Annotated in this window: 19 protein-coding genes; 18 read left to right on the top strand and 1 reads right to left on the bottom strand. The window is 37.2% G+C overall.

All coding sequences use genetic code 11. From position 1 onward, the window contains the following. The first annotated feature begins 88 nt into the window (after positions 1 to 88). The 15 genes from MKY37_RS01615 to MKY37_RS01545 all read left to right on the top strand — a co-directional run bounded on the left by MKY37_RS01615 (position 89) and on the right by MKY37_RS01545 (position 13,363). On the top strand, positions 89 to 859 hold the full coding sequence (locus MKY37_RS01615; RefSeq protein ID WP_340773113.1) for a CheR family methyltransferase: 771 nt from the start codon (positions 89 to 91) through the stop codon (positions 857 to 859). Between the two features lie 282 nt (positions 860 to 1,141). Beyond that, positions 1,142 to 2,323 (top strand): chorismate synthase, encoded by a 1,182-nt coding sequence (gene aroC / locus MKY37_RS01610; RefSeq protein ID WP_340773110.1) that lies wholly within the window; start codon positions 1,142 to 1,144, stop codon positions 2,321 to 2,323. Positions 2,324 to 2,325: 2 nt separating this feature from the next. Next, complete coding sequence (gene aroB, locus MKY37_RS01605; protein WP_340773108.1) at positions 2,326 to 3,417, top strand: 3-dehydroquinate synthase; 1,092 nt, start codon at positions 2,326 to 2,328, stop codon at positions 3,415 to 3,417. After that, entirely contained in the window at positions 3,414 to 3,776 is a 363-nt protein-coding gene (gene aroH / locus MKY37_RS01600; RefSeq protein ID WP_340773106.1) for a chorismate mutase, read from the top strand. The genes aroB and aroH overlap by 4 nt, the downstream gene beginning before the upstream one ends. 22 nt (positions 3,777 to 3,798) lie before the next feature. Then, positions 3,799 to 4,899, top strand: a complete 1,101-nt coding sequence (hisC, locus tag MKY37_RS01595; RefSeq protein ID WP_340773104.1) for a histidinol-phosphate transaminase — start codon at positions 3,799 to 3,801, stop codon at positions 4,897 to 4,899. Next, on the top strand, positions 4,899 to 5,999 hold the full coding sequence (locus MKY37_RS01590; RefSeq protein ID WP_340773103.1) for a prephenate dehydrogenase: 1,101 nt from the start codon (positions 4,899 to 4,901) through the stop codon (positions 5,997 to 5,999). Before hisC ends, MKY37_RS01590 begins: the two co-directional genes overlap by 1 nt. Positions 6,000 to 6,017: 18 nt before the next feature. Beyond that, complete coding sequence (gene aroA, locus MKY37_RS01585) at positions 6,018 to 7,304, top strand: 3-phosphoshikimate 1-carboxyvinyltransferase (protein WP_340779817.1); 1,287 nt, start codon at positions 6,018 to 6,020, stop codon at positions 7,302 to 7,304. Between the two features lie 202 nt (positions 7,305 to 7,506). Next, the gene (locus tag MKY37_RS01580) at positions 7,507 to 8,751 is read left to right on the top strand and encodes a tetratricopeptide repeat protein (protein ID WP_340773100.1); all 1,245 of its coding nucleotides are present in this window, start codon (positions 7,507 to 7,509) and stop codon (positions 8,749 to 8,751) included. Between the two features lie 20 nt (positions 8,752 to 8,771). After that, a complete protein-coding gene (locus MKY37_RS01575; protein WP_211893945.1) occupies positions 8,772 to 9,323 on the top strand; it encodes a ReoY family proteolytic degradation factor in 552 nt (183 codons plus the stop codon). A gap of 12 nt (positions 9,324 to 9,335) precedes the next feature. Continuing rightward, complete coding sequence (locus MKY37_RS01570) at positions 9,336 to 9,782, top strand: YpiF family protein (RefSeq protein ID WP_340773095.1); 447 nt, start codon at positions 9,336 to 9,338, stop codon at positions 9,780 to 9,782. Positions 9,783 to 9,939: 157 nt separating this feature from the next. Continuing rightward, positions 9,940 to 10,443 (top strand): QcrA and Rieske domain-containing protein, encoded by a 504-nt coding sequence (locus tag MKY37_RS01565; RefSeq protein ID WP_340773093.1) that lies wholly within the window; start codon positions 9,940 to 9,942, stop codon positions 10,441 to 10,443. 21 nt (positions 10,444 to 10,464) lie between these two features. Beyond that, the gene (gene qcrB, locus MKY37_RS01560; protein WP_093060857.1) at positions 10,465 to 11,139 is read left to right on the top strand and encodes a menaquinol-cytochrome c reductase cytochrome b subunit; all 675 of its coding nucleotides are present in this window, start codon (positions 10,465 to 10,467) and stop codon (positions 11,137 to 11,139) included. A 41-nt stretch (positions 11,140 to 11,180) separates the two neighbouring features. Further along, complete coding sequence (locus MKY37_RS01555; RefSeq protein WP_340773086.1) at positions 11,181 to 11,960, top strand: menaquinol-cytochrome c reductase cytochrome b/c subunit; 780 nt, start codon at positions 11,181 to 11,183, stop codon at positions 11,958 to 11,960. A 67-nt stretch (positions 11,961 to 12,027) separates the two neighbouring features. Then, entirely contained in the window at positions 12,028 to 12,624 is a 597-nt protein-coding gene (locus MKY37_RS01550) for a DUF1405 domain-containing protein (RefSeq protein ID WP_340773083.1), read from the top strand. 58 nt (positions 12,625 to 12,682) lie between these two features. Then, a complete protein-coding gene (locus MKY37_RS01545; RefSeq protein WP_340773081.1) occupies positions 12,683 to 13,363 on the top strand; it encodes a zinc metallopeptidase in 681 nt (226 codons plus the stop codon). A 727-nt stretch (positions 13,364 to 14,090) separates the two neighbouring features. Here the strand turns inward: MKY37_RS01545 and MKY37_RS01540 are convergent. Continuing rightward, positions 14,091 to 14,960: a YitT family protein gene (locus MKY37_RS01540; protein ID WP_340773079.1), complete on the bottom strand. Its 870-nt coding sequence runs from the start codon at positions 14,958 to 14,960 to the stop codon at positions 14,091 to 14,093. 109 nt (positions 14,961 to 15,069) lie between these two features. Here MKY37_RS01540 and MKY37_RS01535 point away from each other — a divergent pair, with 109 nt between their 5' ends. From MKY37_RS01535 to mgsA, 3 genes are read left to right on the top strand one after another with little or no spacing between them, the layout of a single operon-like run. Further along, positions 15,070 to 15,402 (top strand): nucleotide pyrophosphohydrolase, encoded by a 333-nt coding sequence (locus MKY37_RS01535; protein WP_340773077.1) that lies wholly within the window; start codon positions 15,070 to 15,072, stop codon positions 15,400 to 15,402. A 4-nt stretch (positions 15,403 to 15,406) separates the two neighbouring features. Continuing rightward, a complete protein-coding gene (dapB, locus tag MKY37_RS01530; protein ID WP_340773075.1) occupies positions 15,407 to 16,180 on the top strand; it encodes a 4-hydroxy-tetrahydrodipicolinate reductase in 774 nt (257 codons plus the stop codon). Positions 16,181 to 16,190: 10 nt separating this feature from the next. Beyond that, positions 16,191 to 16,598, top strand: coding sequence for a methylglyoxal synthase (mgsA, locus tag MKY37_RS01525; protein WP_340773072.1), 408 nt, complete (start codon positions 16,191 to 16,193; stop codon positions 16,596 to 16,598). Positions 16,599 to 16,602 lie beyond the last annotated feature (4 nt).

The raw sequence follows: 16,602 nt of genomic DNA, 5'->3' as shown, positions 1-16,602 counted from the left end.
GTTCATATTTGTCTGTCTTTTTAGTATGTTCGAAATGCTGTGTTTGAGATATACTAAATATAGGTTTTCAGAAAGGGGCGAAATCATTTTGCCGGATTATATTAAATTTGTGGATTCCATAAAGAAGAAAACAGGCATTGATCTTGCAGCGTATAAAGAGGCGCAGATGAGACGTAGACTTACTTCTCTGTATGAGAAAAAGGGATATAAAAATTTTGTTGAATTTTATCAAGCACTCGACACTAATAGAGATTTAATGAATGAATTTCTAGATAGAATGACGATCAATGTTTCAGAGTTTTATAGGAATGCAAAACGCTGGGATATACTACAAACTAAAATATTTCCGAAGTTATTAGAAACAAATAAACGCCTAAAAATTTGGAGCGCAGCATGCTCTACAGGTGAAGAACCCTATACAATAGCAATGGTTCTGTCCAATCATGTTCCTTTATCACAAGTTGCTATACACGCAACAGATTTAGATGAAAATGCAATACAACGTGCAAAAGTTGGTATTTATCCTGAACGTTCCCTAGCAGAAGTTCCTACGGATATGAAGAATAAGTACTTTGAGAACCAAACTCCTTTTTATAAGATGAGTGATTCGGTTAAAAAGACCGTAACATTTAAAAAACATAATCTATTGAAAGATACATATGATAAAAATTTTGATTTGATTGTTTGTCGAAATGTCATGATTTACTTTACGGAAGAAGCAAAAGATCAAATTTATCAAAACTTTAGTGAATCGCTAAGGTCTGGAGGAATTCTATTTGTCGGCAGTACGGAACAGATTTTCAATCCAGGAAAGTATGGTTTTGAAACGGAAGACACCTTTTTTTATCGGAAAAAATAAGTGGAACTGTCTGAGGAATTTCGGACAGTTTTTCTAGTATTGTTTAGCTTCAGCGTCTAGCCGAACCTGAGTCGCTTCAGAATGTCGGATAAAGTGCCATTATCTCATTCTTCCAGGAACTTTCGGAGGCCAACGGTATTTGGTCTAACAGTCTAAGTTCGCAACACGAAACTTAGACTGACTTCCTAAAATTAGACGCTGCAGCTTTTCTTCTATACATTGTACTGAAATTTTGTTATAGTGATAAACAAATACTTTAGCGAGTTGAAGGGGGAAAGTGCTGTGAGATATTTAACTGCAGGTGAGTCACATGGACCACAACTAACAGCGATTATTGAGGGGTTACCAGCCCAATTAGAAATAACGAGTGAAATGATAAATAAAGAATTAAAACGTCGTCAGGGTGGACATGGTCGCGGAAGACGTATGCAAATTGAAAAAGATACAGTAGCTATCACCTCAGGTGTACGCCACGGGAAAACATTAGGATCTCCAGTTTGCCTAGTTGTAAACAATGATGATTGGAAGCATTGGACGAATATAATGGGGATTGAGCCTCTTGGAGATGAAATAGATCCTGAGGATATTAAAAGACAAATTACAAGGCCACGTCCTGGACATGCTGATTTAGTAGGTGGCATGAAGTATGGTCATCGTGATTTACGTAATGTTTTAGAAAGATCATCGGCACGTGAAACTACAGTAAGAGTTGCGGTAGGAGCAGTTGCAAAAGAATTGCTAAGTAAACTAGGTATATCCATTGTAGCTCATGTTACGAAAATTGGTGGAATTGAAGCGGATTTAAATCTAGCTAATGGTAAATCAATCGAAGAAATTCGTGAGATTGTAGAAGCTGACCCAGTTTATTGTTTAGATCCGGTAGCTTCAGCGAAAATGGTAGAAGCCATCGACAATGCAAAAAAAGCTGGAGATACGATTGGTGGAGTAGTAGAGGTAATTGTTTCTGGTATGCCAGCAGGAGTTGGTAGTTATGTGCATTATGATCGTAAGTTAGACGGTAAACTGGCGATGGCGATGATGAGCATCAATGCGTTTAAAGGCGTAGAGGTAGGGTTAGGATTTGAAATGGCTAATCTTTTTGGAAGCCAAGTTCATGATCAGATATCTTGGAGTGAAGAAGAAGGTTATACACGCGATACAAACCGTCTAGGTGGTCTAGAAGGTGGTATGTCTACGGGAATGCCAATAGTAGTGCGTGGAGTGATGAAACCAATTCCTACGCTTTACAAGCCACTTCAAAGTGTAGACATCGATACGAAAGAGCCGTTTAAGGCAAGTATTGAAAGATCGGATAGCTGTGCAGTACCAGCAGCTTCTGTGGTTGCCGAAGCCGTAATTGCTTGGGAGATTGCACAAGCAGTATTAGATACCTTCCATGGAGATAAAATAGATACATTACTTGCAGATATAGAGAGTCATAGAGCATATACAAAGGGGTTTTAATGATGACTATCCAAGTAAAAACGAAAGACTCCGTATACAACGTTCATTTAGGAGAGAATATTTTACAATCCTTTTGTGAAAGACAAGCAGATGCATTAACGAAATACGATCAATTAGTGTTAATTACAGATGAACATGTGTGGAGTCTACATGAGGAATATGTTCGTGCGAATTTTACGCTACCTTTTAAAATTTATATTGTTCCTAATGGTGAAGCATGCAAAACGTTTGAATCCTATTATCAAGTCCAGTCATTTTTATTAGAAGAAAATTGTTCTAGAAATTCTGCTCTTCTTGCATTAGGAGGAGGGGCAGTTGGGGACTTGACTGGATTTGTTGCTGCAACATTTATGCGGGGAATCCCTTTTTACCAAATTCCAACGACTATATTAGCGCATGATAGTGCAGTTGGAGGTAAAACTGCGATCAATCACCCAAATGGAAAGAATATGATTGGGGCATTCTATCAACCTACGGAAGTATTATATGATTTTCACTTTTTGAAAACATTGCCTGAATCAGAAGTTCGCTCTGGCCTAGCTGAAGTGATCAAGCATGCGATTATTAGTGATGCTAACTGGACAAATGAATTTCTTACTCTCCCTAACTTAAAGGCTATCGATGATAAAGAATTATTAATATGGCTAGAAAAAGGAATTCGTGTAAAAGCACATATAGTCGAATTAGACGAAAAAGAACAGTCCTATCGCAAATTTTTAAACTTTGGTCATACGTACGGCCATGCGGTTGAGGCAACTGTTGGTTACGGGAAAATCACGCATGGTGAGGCAGTGATGATCGGTATGATTCCAGCTTTAATGCTCAGTGAGCTTTATGGGAATGTCGCAGCAGGATATGCTAAACGCGTGTATGAATTAGCGAAAAGGCTTGGTTATAATTTTGAACATGTGCTTCAAAGTTCATTTGAAAGTTTAGCAAACTATATGCTAAAGGATAAAAAAACGATGAATGGGGAACTTCATTTTTCATTGCTTCAAGAAATTGGCGAACCATTTGTCCATATAATATCGTTAGATGAAATTAAACAATGTGATGAACAACTGCGACTATGGGTGAAGGAGGATAACTTATGATTAGAGGCGTAAGAGGAGCAACTACAGTAACAGCGGATTCAAACGAATTAGTACTTCAGGAAACTAGTCGTCTTGTAGAAGAAATGGCAAAAGCGAATGATATCTTACCGGAAGACATTGCTTCGGTCGTTATTTCAACTACGACGGATATTACTTCTGCATTTCCTGCAAGAGCTGTTCGAGGCTTAGAAGGGTGGTCTTATGTTCCGGTGATGTGCACCCACGAAATGAGCGTACCTGGGGCGTTAGAAAAGTGTATTCGATTACTAATGCATGTAAATACGGAGAAAACACAGCAAGAAGTCCAGCATATCTACTTAAATAACGCTGTCCAATTAAGACCAGATTTACTAAAATAATTGATAGAATTGAGGGTTTAAAATGAAATTCAAACAACAGATCAGTGGGTTGCATGCATATCAGCCTGGTAAAACTTCAGATGAAGTGAAGAAAATGTTTAACTTGGAAAAAGTGACCAAACTTGCATCCAATGAAAATCCTTATGGTGCTTCACCAAAAGTAAAAGAATACTTCTCAAATGCAAATCTAGATTTTGCAATTTATCCTGATGGATATGCGTCAAATCTAAGGACAGCTGTAGCGAATCATTTAAACGTCTCTGAAAAGCAATTATTATTTGGTAATGGATCTGACGAGAATATACTAATTGTATCAAGAGCTATTTTACGACCTGGATTGAATACAATTATGGCAGATTTAACATTTGGTCAATATAAGCATAATGCAATTGTTGAAGGGGCAGAGGTACGTGAAATTGCCCTGACAGTAAATGGAGAGCATAATTTAAACAATATGTTAGCAGCGATTGATGAAAACACTGCAATCATTTGGGTGTGTAATCCAAACAATCCAACTGGAACATTAACACCAAGCGATAAATTGAAGGATTTTATCGAAAAAGTGCCTAAGGATGTTTTAATCGTTTTAGATGAAGCATACACAGAATACATAACAGACAATAACTACAAAGATTCTATTGAATTATTAGAAAACTATCCAAACGTTTTAATAATGCGTACTTTCTCTAAAGCATATGGACTTGCAAGCTTCCGTGTTGGGTATGCAGTCGGATCAGAAGAAGTGATAGCAATGCTAGAGCCAACTCGCGAGCCATTTAATAATACTATATTAAGTCAGCAAGTAGCGCTAATTGGATTAGAAGATCAAGCATTTATAGAACAATGTAAAGAGAAAAATAACGCTGGGAAAGCCAGGTTCGTGGAATATTGCGAAGAACGAGATCTAAATTATTACCCTTCGCAAACTAATTTCATCTTAATGGAAGTGAAGGCCGATAGTGATTTAGTATTCCAAGGTTTGATGAAGCGAGGATTTATCGTTCGAAGTGGAAATGCATTAGGAAAACCTGGATACCTACGTATAACAATTGGAACCGAGCAGCAAAATAGTGAATTATTAGAAAAGCTAGATGAGGTTTTAAAAGAGGAAGGCGTCTTATAATGCAGCAAACCGTATTCATAATAGGTCTCGGACTAATAGGGGGTTCCCTAGCTCTTGGTTTAAAACGCAATAAAGAAGTGAAAATAATTGGTTATGATGCCAATGCGCATACGCTACAAACAGCGAAAAGAATTAGTGTCATTGATGAAATTGCCAAGAATATAGAAGATGGAACTGAGTTTGCTGACATAATTGTTTTTGCTACTCCAGTAAGTGAAACAATCCGATTAATGAATGAATTGCCGAAATGGCAACTAAAGAATGAAGTAATTATTACGGATACGGGAAGTACGAAAAAAGAAATAATGAAAGCTGCCATTTCATTAAGAGATAAGGGCATAACATTTATAGGTGGTCACCCCATGGCAGGTTCCCACAAAAGTGGTGTGGAGGCTGCCAGACCGATCCTCTTTGAAAATGCGTATTATTTACTCACACCTTTTGAGGAAGAATCCCATGAACGTATTCAAGTTCTGATAGACTTATTGCAGGTAACGAAAGCGAAGTTAGTACTGGTCGGGGCAGAGGAACATGATCATATGACCGCTGTAGTTAGTCATTTTCCTCATTTAGTCGCAGCTTCGCTTGTGCATCAATTATCTTTTGAAAACGAACAATATCCCTTTACGAAACAGCTTGCGGCCGGTGGGTTTCGGGACCTTACAAGAATTGCTTCTGCCAATCCAATTGTATGGAGAGATATAACGCTTCAAAATCGTAAGGAACTTAGTACTCAATTACAGATATGGACGAATGAAATGATTAAATTGCAAGACTTACTTTCATACGCTGATTCCAGTGATATAGAAGATTATTTTACTACCGCTAAAAGAATAAGAGATGATCTTCCTATAAATACACAAGGGGCGATGTTTAGCGTATTCGACCTGTATGTTGACGTACCTGATTATCCTGGGGTCATCTCAGAGATTACAGGGTATTTAGCAAAAGATGATATTAGTATTACAAACTTACGAATTGTAGAAACTCGTGAGGATGTTTTCGGAATACTAGTCATAAGCTTTCAATCGACAGATGATCGTGCAAAAGCTGTAGAGTGTATTGCCAATAACACAGCATTTGAAACGTATATTTCTTAGGAGGGATTATCTTTGATAATTAGCAGAAAATTAGATTATGCGCAGCCTTCGTTAGAAGGTACCATTAGTATACCTGGTGATAAATCTGTCTCGCATCGTTCCATTATGTTCGGTGCTATTGCAGAAGGGACTACAACAGTCGAAGGTTTTTTACAGAGCGATGATTGTTTGAGTACGATTGATTGCTTTCAAAAGCTTGGTGTAGAAATATCTATAGAAGGTGACAAAGTAAAGATCGACAGCAACGGAATTATGAACTGGATAGAACCCGATGAAATACTATATACGGGGAATTCAGGGACCACTACTCGTTTAATGCTAGGAATTTTAGCGGGTTCATCCGTTTCATCGGTTTTAATAGGTGACGAATCTATCCAAAAACGTCCAATGAGAAGAGTTACAGATCCGTTAAAACAAATGAGTGCTAAACTAATCGGGCGAGAAAACGGTCAGTTTACTCCAATTGCAGTGGAAGGAACTAAATTACAAGCTATTCAGTATAAAATGCCTGTAGCTAGTGCACAGGTAAAGTCTGCCATTTTATTGGCAGCTTTAAACGCAGACGGAGAAACAGTAGTTGAAGAAATGGAAACTTCTAGAGATCATACAGAGAAAATGCTAGATCACTTCGGCGCAAACATTGACGTAGATGATAAAACGATACGATTACAGGGTGGACAAAAGCTTAAAGGAACGCATGTAGTCGTACCCGGTGATATTTCCTCTGCAGCATTCTTACTAGTTGCTGGAGCGATTGTTCCTAATAGTAAGCTAATCTTAACGAATGTAGGCTTAAATCCAACAAGAACAGGTATTATGGATGTTCTGCAAGCAATGGGTGCTTCTTATACAGTTAATAACTCATCCAACAGCAGTCACGAAGAAATGGGTACTATTGAAATCGAGTCCTCTGCATTAGTTGGCACGGAAATCGGAGGAGAACTCATCCCCAGGCTTATTGATGAAATACCTATCATTGCCTTACTAGCTACACAGGCTAACGGGAAAACTATTATTAAAAATGCAGAAGAGCTAAAAGTGAAAGAAACAAATCGTATTGATGCAGTCGTAAATGAATTAAAGAAATTGGGAGCAAATATTACCGCCACAGATGATGGCATGATAATTGAAGGACCAACGATTCTACATGGCGGAGATTTACTCACTTACGGAGATCATCGTATTGGTATGATGGCCGCAGTGGCTTCTCTTATAACAACAGAGCCTGTCACAATTGACAATGCAGGTTGTATCGCTGTTTCGTATCCGACATTTTTTGAAGATATTTCTAGTGTTATAAAGTGAAACTTTAATCAGGGGGATGCTTTATTCCTTATTGATCTTTAGTTGAACACCCCCATATACTTGGAGCTTTGGCCAAGTGAATGGGGGATTTACTGTGTTAATGCGAGATAAAATAAGTGCCCTCTTTTTAAAGAGGGTTTTTTTCTTGTTCAAAAACAAATGTTCTTGTAGGATATAGGTATAATGAAAGAATGGTGATAACATGGACAACTTGACACCTTTTATCCAGGCGATGGAAGAAGGAAACATTGAGAAACTCGGAACAATGATTGATAATTTTTTATTGAATGGCGATCCCGATGAGCAGTATCAGCTTGCAGATTTAGTAACACAATTTGGATTTTTACAGGAAGCTATTACTATCTTAGAACATCTTCAGTTTTTATTTCCTGAGGAAAATCAGCTGAAGATTGATCAAGCCCAGCTTTATCTGGAAATGGATAAGGAGGATGAAGCTCTAGAAATGCTTACGACTATTGAAAAAACTAGCGATACATATCCGCAAGCCCTGCTCACATTAGCTGACTATTATCAAATGATTGGATTATATGAGGTGGCTGAACAAAAAATAAATGAAGCCATCACGTTATTACCAAAAGAACCATTACTTATGTATGCTAAAGGAGAATTATTGTTTGAAACCGGCAGATACTTAGAAGCAGCACGCGTAATGAAGGATTTACTTCCCTTTCAAGAGTCCATACAAGCAGTAGATTTATCGCTTAAATTAGCGGAAATCTATAGTGCAGGAGCAGCCTATGAAGAGGCAATTCCATACTATACAGAAGCACTGAAAAAAGAAGTCGCACCAGACGTACTATTTCATGCAGCTTATGCGTCCTTCCAAGTACAACATTTTGAAACTGCTGCAAAACAGTTAGAGGATCTACTTCAAATTGATCCTGACTACTTCTCTGGCTACATGCTACTTGCTGAGACATATGCTAGCTTAGAAAAAAATGAGGATGCTCTAAAAGCAATTACAGATGGTATTGCTCGTGATGAATATGAAAAAGAATATTATTTATTTGCAGGTAAAATTTCTTTGAAATTGGGTAAAGTGAAAGAAGCAGAAAATTTTTTAAGAGAAGCGATTGCTCTTGACCCAGAATATATGGACGCTATTTTTATTTTGTCTTCCTTATTTTCAACAGAAGAGAAGGATGAGCAGTTAGTAGAACTCTATGAAACGTTGAAGCAAGAGCATTTTGAATGGGCTGCAATGTTCCCATTTTTAGCAGCTGCTTATGAAAGATTAGAATCCTATGAAAAAGCATACGAATTTTATCAGCTTGCATATACTGAACATAAAGAGGATGTTCCTTTTTTAGAGAAGTATGTTTATTTCCTTCTAGAGGAAGGGAAAAGGGCAGAGGCGAAAGAGATTGTGCTGATTTTGCAAAAACTTCAACCGGAAAATAGTGAGTGGTTTGAAATGTTTGAATAAATGAGGGAAGGAGAGGTTACGTGACTGCTTCTGTTTCAGTTGGTGAGAAAAAAGAATTTGTTCGGTGGTTTTTAAAAAAGTATCAGATGAAAAGAAGAGAGTGCGTGTGGATCTTGAATTACTTGATAAGCCATGAAACCTTATTGAATAACGTACACTTTGTGGAGGAGGCGCATTATTGTCCTCGAGCGATGATTATGTCGGTTACGACGTCTTCAGGTATCCCGTTTCGTTTTTACAAGGGAAGTATTATGACTGCTGATGCTGAAAAGTCCTTCCATGATTTGCGATTACATCCAGAAGAGGATATGTATATTCAATTGAACTTTCAAATGATGCCACCTAGTCCTGAGTATTTGGCAGTATTAGAAGAGAATCCGTATATGCCAAAATATTTGCAGATTAGTGAAAAGGATAAATTGATAGCTGAGGATATAGTTAGTGAAAGCTTGTATTCATTTCAAGTGGAGCAATTAAAAAAGCAGATTGATCAAGCAATTGATGAAAATAACAAAGAAAAGTTTATGGAGCTTTCTTCGTTATGGAAGCAAATACAACATAAAGAGGTTTAGGAGAGGTTACAAATGCATTGGAACGGAAAAGATAGTAAAGTATATCAAGCAGAAAAAGAATTCATAGACACAGCAGTAATCCCACTTATACAGATTGATGGTTCTGATGAAGGTTTCCAATTTGCTGCCTCTGCAGCTGACTTCACGTTGTCATTAGCTAACGTAATTGAAAATCAGTTCAAAGGAAGGATTGTTTTATTTCCTTCCTTCTCTTATACAAGAAGTCAGGACAAGCAATCGGTATTTGAATCTTGGCAGGAAGAACTAAACAAAGCCTCATTCAAGCACATCTTTTACGTTACTTCTGATAGAGATTGGAGTACAATGGGAGAAGACCAAAATATTATTTGGATTCCGTCTGTTCCACTAGATTCCATGGACCAAAAAATGAAAAACTCAGTATTAGAAGATCAATTACGACAACTTATTCCTATTTTTGCGAAAAAATGGGCGAATTAGTGACAATTTGTTTCAGCATTTGTCTATAAAGTTCATGATTCGAGGAAATCGATTATTGACCTTCCTTTTTTATTGATATATCATGTATATGTCCTAGTATTATTATTCAAGCAAGTATGTCCATTGGACTGACCTTTAAGTAAGAGGGGGGAAAAGGATGAGTAACAATAAAGTATCAAGACGTCAATTTTTAAGTTATACCTTAACAGGAGTTGGCGGATTTATGGCAGCAGGTATGCTAATGCCAATGGTACGTTTTGCAGTTGATCCTGTATTGCAGAAAAAAGAAGGCGGAGATTTCGTAATAACTGAGATGAAAACTGCAGATATTACGGAGGTTCCTCAACGTGTAGATTTCACTTTTGAACAAGTGGATGCATGGTACAAGTCTGATGTAACAAATTCAGCATGGGTTTACAAAGAAGGAGATCAGATTATTGCATTGTCTCCAGTATGTAAACATTTAGGCTGTACGGTAAACTGGGAAGCTGACCCGGCGCACAAAAATCAATTCTTCTGTCCATGTCATGCTGGCCGTTATGAGAAAAACGGAAAAAATGTTCCAAAAACACCGCCTCTAGGTCCGTTGGATCAATTTGAAGTGCGTGAAAATGACGGTTTCTTAGAAATTGGAAAAGCTATACCTAACACATTAGTTTAAAAGTAAGGGGGTACGACATCAGTGCTTAATAAAATCTATGATTGGGTGGATGAACGTCTAGATATTACACCTATATGGCGTGATATCGCAGACCACGAAGTACCAGAACACGTAAACCCTGCACATCATTTTTCAGCATTTGTATACTGTTTCGGAGGATTAACATTTTTCATCACAGTAATTCAAATCTTATCGGGTATGTTCTTAACTATGTATTACGTACCAGACATTGAAAATGCTTGGGAATCTGTTTACTATCTTCAAAATGAAGTAGCATTCGGTGAAATCGTGCGTGGGATGCATCACTGGGGAGCATCGCTAGTAATTGTTATGATGTTCTTACATACATTACGTGTATTCTTTACTGGTTCTTATAAAAAACCTCGTGAACTAAACTGGATGGTCGGAGTATTAATCTTCGCTGTTATGTTAGGTTTAGGATTTACAGGTTACTTACTTCCTTGGGACATGAAAGCATTGTTCGCAACAAAAGTAGGTATTGAAATTGCAGCATCAGTTCCATTTATAGGTGGAATGATAAAAACACTTTTAGCTGGTGATGAAACTATCATCGGTGCGCAAACATTAACAAGATTCTTTGCGATTCATGTGTTCTTCTTGCCAGCTGCTTTATTTGGATTACTTGCAGCTCACTTTATCATGATTCGTCGTCAAGGTATTTCTGGACCACTTTAATGGGTAAATGGAACAGATTATTGTTATAAGGAGGGGACACTATGCATCGCGGAAAAGGCATGAAATTCGTTGGAGACTCACGTGTACCAGATCTTTCTAACCGTAAGAAAAACACTCCAAAAGACTATTCTGAGTATCCAGGCAAAACAGAAGCTTTCTGGCCTGACTTTTTACTAAAAGAATGGTTAGTCGGTGCGGTTTTCTTAGTTGGTTATTTGGTATTAACTGTTGCACATCCATCACCACTTGAACGCCCAGCTGATCCAGCTGACACAGGTTATATTCCAGTACCAGACTGGTATTTCTTATTTTTATACCAATTATTAAAATATGAATTTGCTTCAGGACCATACAATGTTATTGGAGCAATTGTTATGCCAGGATTGGCTTTCGGAGCGCTATTATTAGTACCGTTTTTAGATACAAGTAAAGAAAGAAGTCCATGGAAACGTCCATTACCGACAGGATTTATGATGTTAGCACTTGCTTCAATCATTTTCTTAACTTGGGAATCTGTTGTAAACCATGATTGGGAAGCTGCAAAAGCTTATGGTGAAATTAAAGAAGAAGTTTCAGTTGAATTTGATGAAACTTCAGAAGGCTATCAGCTTTACCAAGCTTCATCCTGTATTGGGTGTCACGGTAACTCCTTCGAGGGTGGTATAGGTCTACCATTAGTAGGCGTAGACATGACTGCTGAGGAGATCGTTGAAATTGCTCATGAAGGTAGAGGCGGTATGCCTGGTGGAACTTACACAGGTACTGAAGAAGAGCTACAAAAACTTGCTGAGTTTATCACAACACTTCAACCAGCAGAATAATATTAACAAGTGAAGAGAGTCAGGAAACTGGCTCTCTTTTTTTCATATCAAAAAGGAGTCCAAATAAATGAAAACATTGCTACTGTATATAAAAATGGTTCTCTTTAACAAAACATTTATGTGGCTATTATTCATAGTAAACCTAATCGGTACCATATATGGTTACTATTGGTATAAAGGGCAGTTATCCCAAACAGAGTCTAAGTTTCTTCTATTCGTACCCGACAGTCCTACAGCAAGTTTGTTTTTCACAATTGCTTTGTTGGCATGGCTGTTAAAGAAAAATTGGAAGTTAATCGAAGCTCTAGCATTAATCACACTTGTAAAATATGGATTATGGGCAGTAGTGATGAATGTTTGGACATACGTAGAAAATGATTATCTCGGTTGGATGGGGTGGATGCTTGTAGCATCGCATTTTGCAATGGCGATCCAAGCTATCTTATACATTCCTTATTATCGCTTTACATGGATACATATTTTTATTGCTGCTGTTTGGACATTACATAATGATGTGATAGATTATGTATTTGATCAAATGCCAACATATAGAAGCTTGTATAAATACGCCGATCAGATCGGTTATTTTACATTTTGGCTATCGATTGCATGTATTATCTTAGCTACGTTCATTTATCAAAAAAGGTCAAAGCTTATTAGTTGAATGTCTATATTATTCCTATTAAAATAAGGAGTATAGAATAGAGAGGGGGAAAAGAAACTTGGTTTCTTATCTCGTGTATTTTGCGATAATTCTATTATTGCCTTTGTATGCACAAATGAAGGTTAAAAGAACATATAAAAAGTATTCAAAAGTTCGTTCTACTTCTGGAATGACAGGTGCTCAAGTAGCAAGAACAATTTTAGATGCAAATGGTTTAACGGATGTCCAAGTTGTTGAAAGCAGAGGGTTTTTAAGTGATCACTACAATCCAATGACAAAAATAGTGGCATTGTCCTCTCATAATTTTCATGAAGCTTCTGTTGCAGGATCTGCGATTGCAGCACATGAGGTTGGTCATGCTATTCAACACAAAGAATCATATTCGTTCTTAAATTTACGTCACAAACTTGTTCCAGTTGCTAATATTTCTTCTAATGCTTCTTGGATATTCATCATGATAGGAATGCTTGCTAGCTTCTCTAATCTACTTTTAATAGGGATTGTGCTGCTAGCTGCTGGAGTTGTATTCCAAATTGTTACGCTACCTGTGGAATTTAACGCTTCTAGTCGAGCGATGGACCAAATGGTGTCTCACGGCATTATTCGCAATGAAGAAGAACCTCATGCGAAAAAGGTATTAAGTGCAGCCGCGTTAACCTATGTTGCTGCTGCAGCGGTGGCAGTTCTAGAGTTATTACGCTTAGTATTAATCTATACTGGAATGACTCGGAACGATTAAGCAAAGTTAAATGAATGGAGGGTGATGACAATAGTCGTTGCCCTCCATTTTTATATGAATTAGGAAATTATTAATTCTATGACATGTGGATAACTACCTAATAATGATTCTCCAAGTAGTTTGATGAATAGGTCTATCCAATAATACTACTGATATCCGTTTCACGTGGAGCATTCCGCGTGGAGAGAGATAAGTCATCACCGTCGCTCACGCCTCGATGTGATGGCTCATTTATCTCACTCAACCCGACGGAGTTGCCATAAGATTACCTAAAAAAGTGATATTGGTTGTGACGGACGTCACAACCAATATCACTAAAAAATTCACTAGGTAATCATATAGCAAAACTTCTGTCTAAAGAACTTCGAAAAGAATTGATACAGGGTTTGAACTTAAAGGAGCGGACGTTTTTGCCTGGTTTTTCTTATTTGTTATTCTATTTATCGTAGTGAAACTTATGATAACTTTAATGGAAAAATTACCCTTTTCACAAGTAACTCAATCAGTAGAGCAAGTAAATGGAGTAAAACCGAAAGTAACTCAAATGAGAAAGCAAATAAGTACTTAATGACCGCAAGTAAAAGAATTACAACACAAGTTAAAGGTAGGAAGTAAGATCTCAACTCATAGTATTATTAAATAACTACCTACCTACCTTTTAATTGTAGTAGTATACACAATATAAAAAGGACTGACCAAGTAAAGTACTTGAACAATCCCCTCAAACTTATTCAATCGGTTTCTTCTCATCATCTAATGTAAAGCCTTCACCCATGACATCGTGAACTTCTGTTATTGAAACAAAAGCATGTGGATCGATAGAAGTTATAACATTTTTTAAGGAAGTAATTTGATTTTTAGCTACTACACAATAAAGAACATCTCTATCATTTTTTGTGAAGTGACCACGGCCATTAAAAATTGTGACGCCACGAGATAATTTATCTGTAATTAGATCTGCAATTTCACTTTGCTTTTCAGATATGATGAATGCACCTCTAGCAGAATAAGCACCTTCTTGTACAAAATCGATAACCCTAGCTCCAACATATACCGCAACTAGGGTATACATCATAGAACGCTCATTTAAGAATGTTGCCCATGACAATAATATGACAAATGCATCGAAGATAAACATAGTTTTACCCATGCTCCAACCCTTGTATTTAAATACAAGACGGGCAATAATATCAACCCCTCCAGTTGTTCCTCCGTATTTGAAAATAATTCCTAAACCTAAACCTACGAAAACACCAGCAAAAAGGGAAACTAGAAATAGGTCATCCTCTAACCCTAGTTGAAATTCATAAATATCAAATACTTTTAAAAATACAGATACTGAAATGGTACCGATTAATGTATAGGCAAACATTTTCCTACCCAACAGCTTCCACCCTAAGATAAACATTGGTATATTTAATAAAAGGTTCATCAAGGCGACATCCCAATTGAAAGCAAAATATAAAACTAGGGTAATACCAGAAAATCCGCCTTCTCCAAGCTCATTTTGCATATTAAAATGAACAAAGCCAAAACTATAAATGGCTGCTCCAAAAATAATCATCATAATATTTTTAAATTTAAGTCCAAGTCCCATTGTTCCACCTCGCTTATTAGTTCATACTTAAGTTATTATCGATTATTTTGATGCTTTTGACAACTAGCTTATATTTTTATTAGGATATACACAAAGGGAGGGATAAATAATGAAAGATAAAAAAACTTTGTCAGATTTACAAATAGAAGTGGATACGTACATAAATCAATTTAAAGAAGGTTATTTCCCACCAATGGAACTATTAGCGAGACTTACTGAAGAATTAGGAGAGCTATCTAGAGAGGTACAGCATAAATATGGGACAAAGAAAAAGAAGCATACAGAAGTCGAAAAAGAAATTGCAGATGAAATGGGAGATTTCTTTTTCGTACTGCTATGCATGGCAAATGCGGAAGGTGTAGATCTGCAACAGTCTCTAGAGCAAGTCTTAAATAAATACAATACAAGAGACAAAGATAGATGGACGATCAAGGAGGACTAAAAAAATGATTAAAGTAGCGGTAGCTGGCCCAAGAGGTAAAATGGGAAAAGAAGCAGTAGCGACAGTAATTAAAAACAAGAATTTTTTATTAGTAGCGGTTTTGGATTCTAAGCAAGATATGGAGTGCGCAGTAGATAATATTCCCATCTTCACTTCTTTAAATTTATTAATTGAACAAACACAACCGGATGTATTAGTTGACTTGACTGTACCTTCAGCAGTTTTTGAGCATGCGATGACTGCCCTAGAGTATGGAGTAAGGCCAGTTATTGGTACAACAGGCTTCACTGATTTACAATTAGATACATTACGTAACAAAGTAGAAGAAAGACAGGTAGGATGCATAATAGCTCCTAATTTTTCAATTGGTGCAGTCCTTATGATGAAGTTTGCACAAACAGCTGCAAAATATTTACCAAATGTGGAGATTATCGAGATGCATCATGATCAAAAAGTAGATGCACCTTCGGGAACGGCTATTAAGACGGCTCAAATGATTCAGCAAACACGTACCTCGATGGAACAAGGTCATCCGAATGAGGAAGAAACAATTCAAGGAGCAAGAGGAGCAAATTTGGATGGCATGCATATACATAGTGTCCGATTACCTGGTTTAGTTGCACATCAGCAGGTATTACTGGGGGGAGAAGGACAATTGCTTACGCTACGTCATGATTCTTTTGACCGAGCATCCTTTATGTCTGGAATCGTATTGTCGATCGAAGAAGTCATGAAACGTAATATACTGATATACGGTTTAGAAGATATTATTTTATAGGAGGTAAAAAATGAGAATTGCATTAGTAGCGCATGACCAAAAAAAAGAAGATTTAATACAGTTTGTAACTGCTTTTAAAACAATTTTAGAAGAGCATGACTTATATGCTACCGGAACAACGGGAACTAGAATTATTGATGAAGTTGGCTTAAGTGTATTTAGATATAAATCAGGACCACTAGGTGGTGATCAACAAATAGGATCGGCAATTGCCAATAACGAAATGGATATGGTCATATTTTTCCGAGATCCACTAACAGCTCAGCCTCATGAACCAGATGTAACTGCGCTCATTCGACTTTGTGATGTATATCAGATTCCGCTAGCAACAAATATGGGAACCGCGGAAATTTTGTTAAAGGGTATCGAACAAGGGTTTTTAGATTGGCGTTTATTGGAAGAGAGACGTTCACGTTAAGGAA

It is taken from the genome of Psychrobacillus sp. FSL K6-2836 (genome assembly GCF_038003085.1).
Lineage (GTDB): Bacteria > Bacillota > Bacilli > Bacillales_A > Planococcaceae > Psychrobacillus.
The sequence above is the reverse complement of the archived record's forward strand: the minus strand, read 5'-3'. Positions and strand labels throughout refer to the sequence as shown.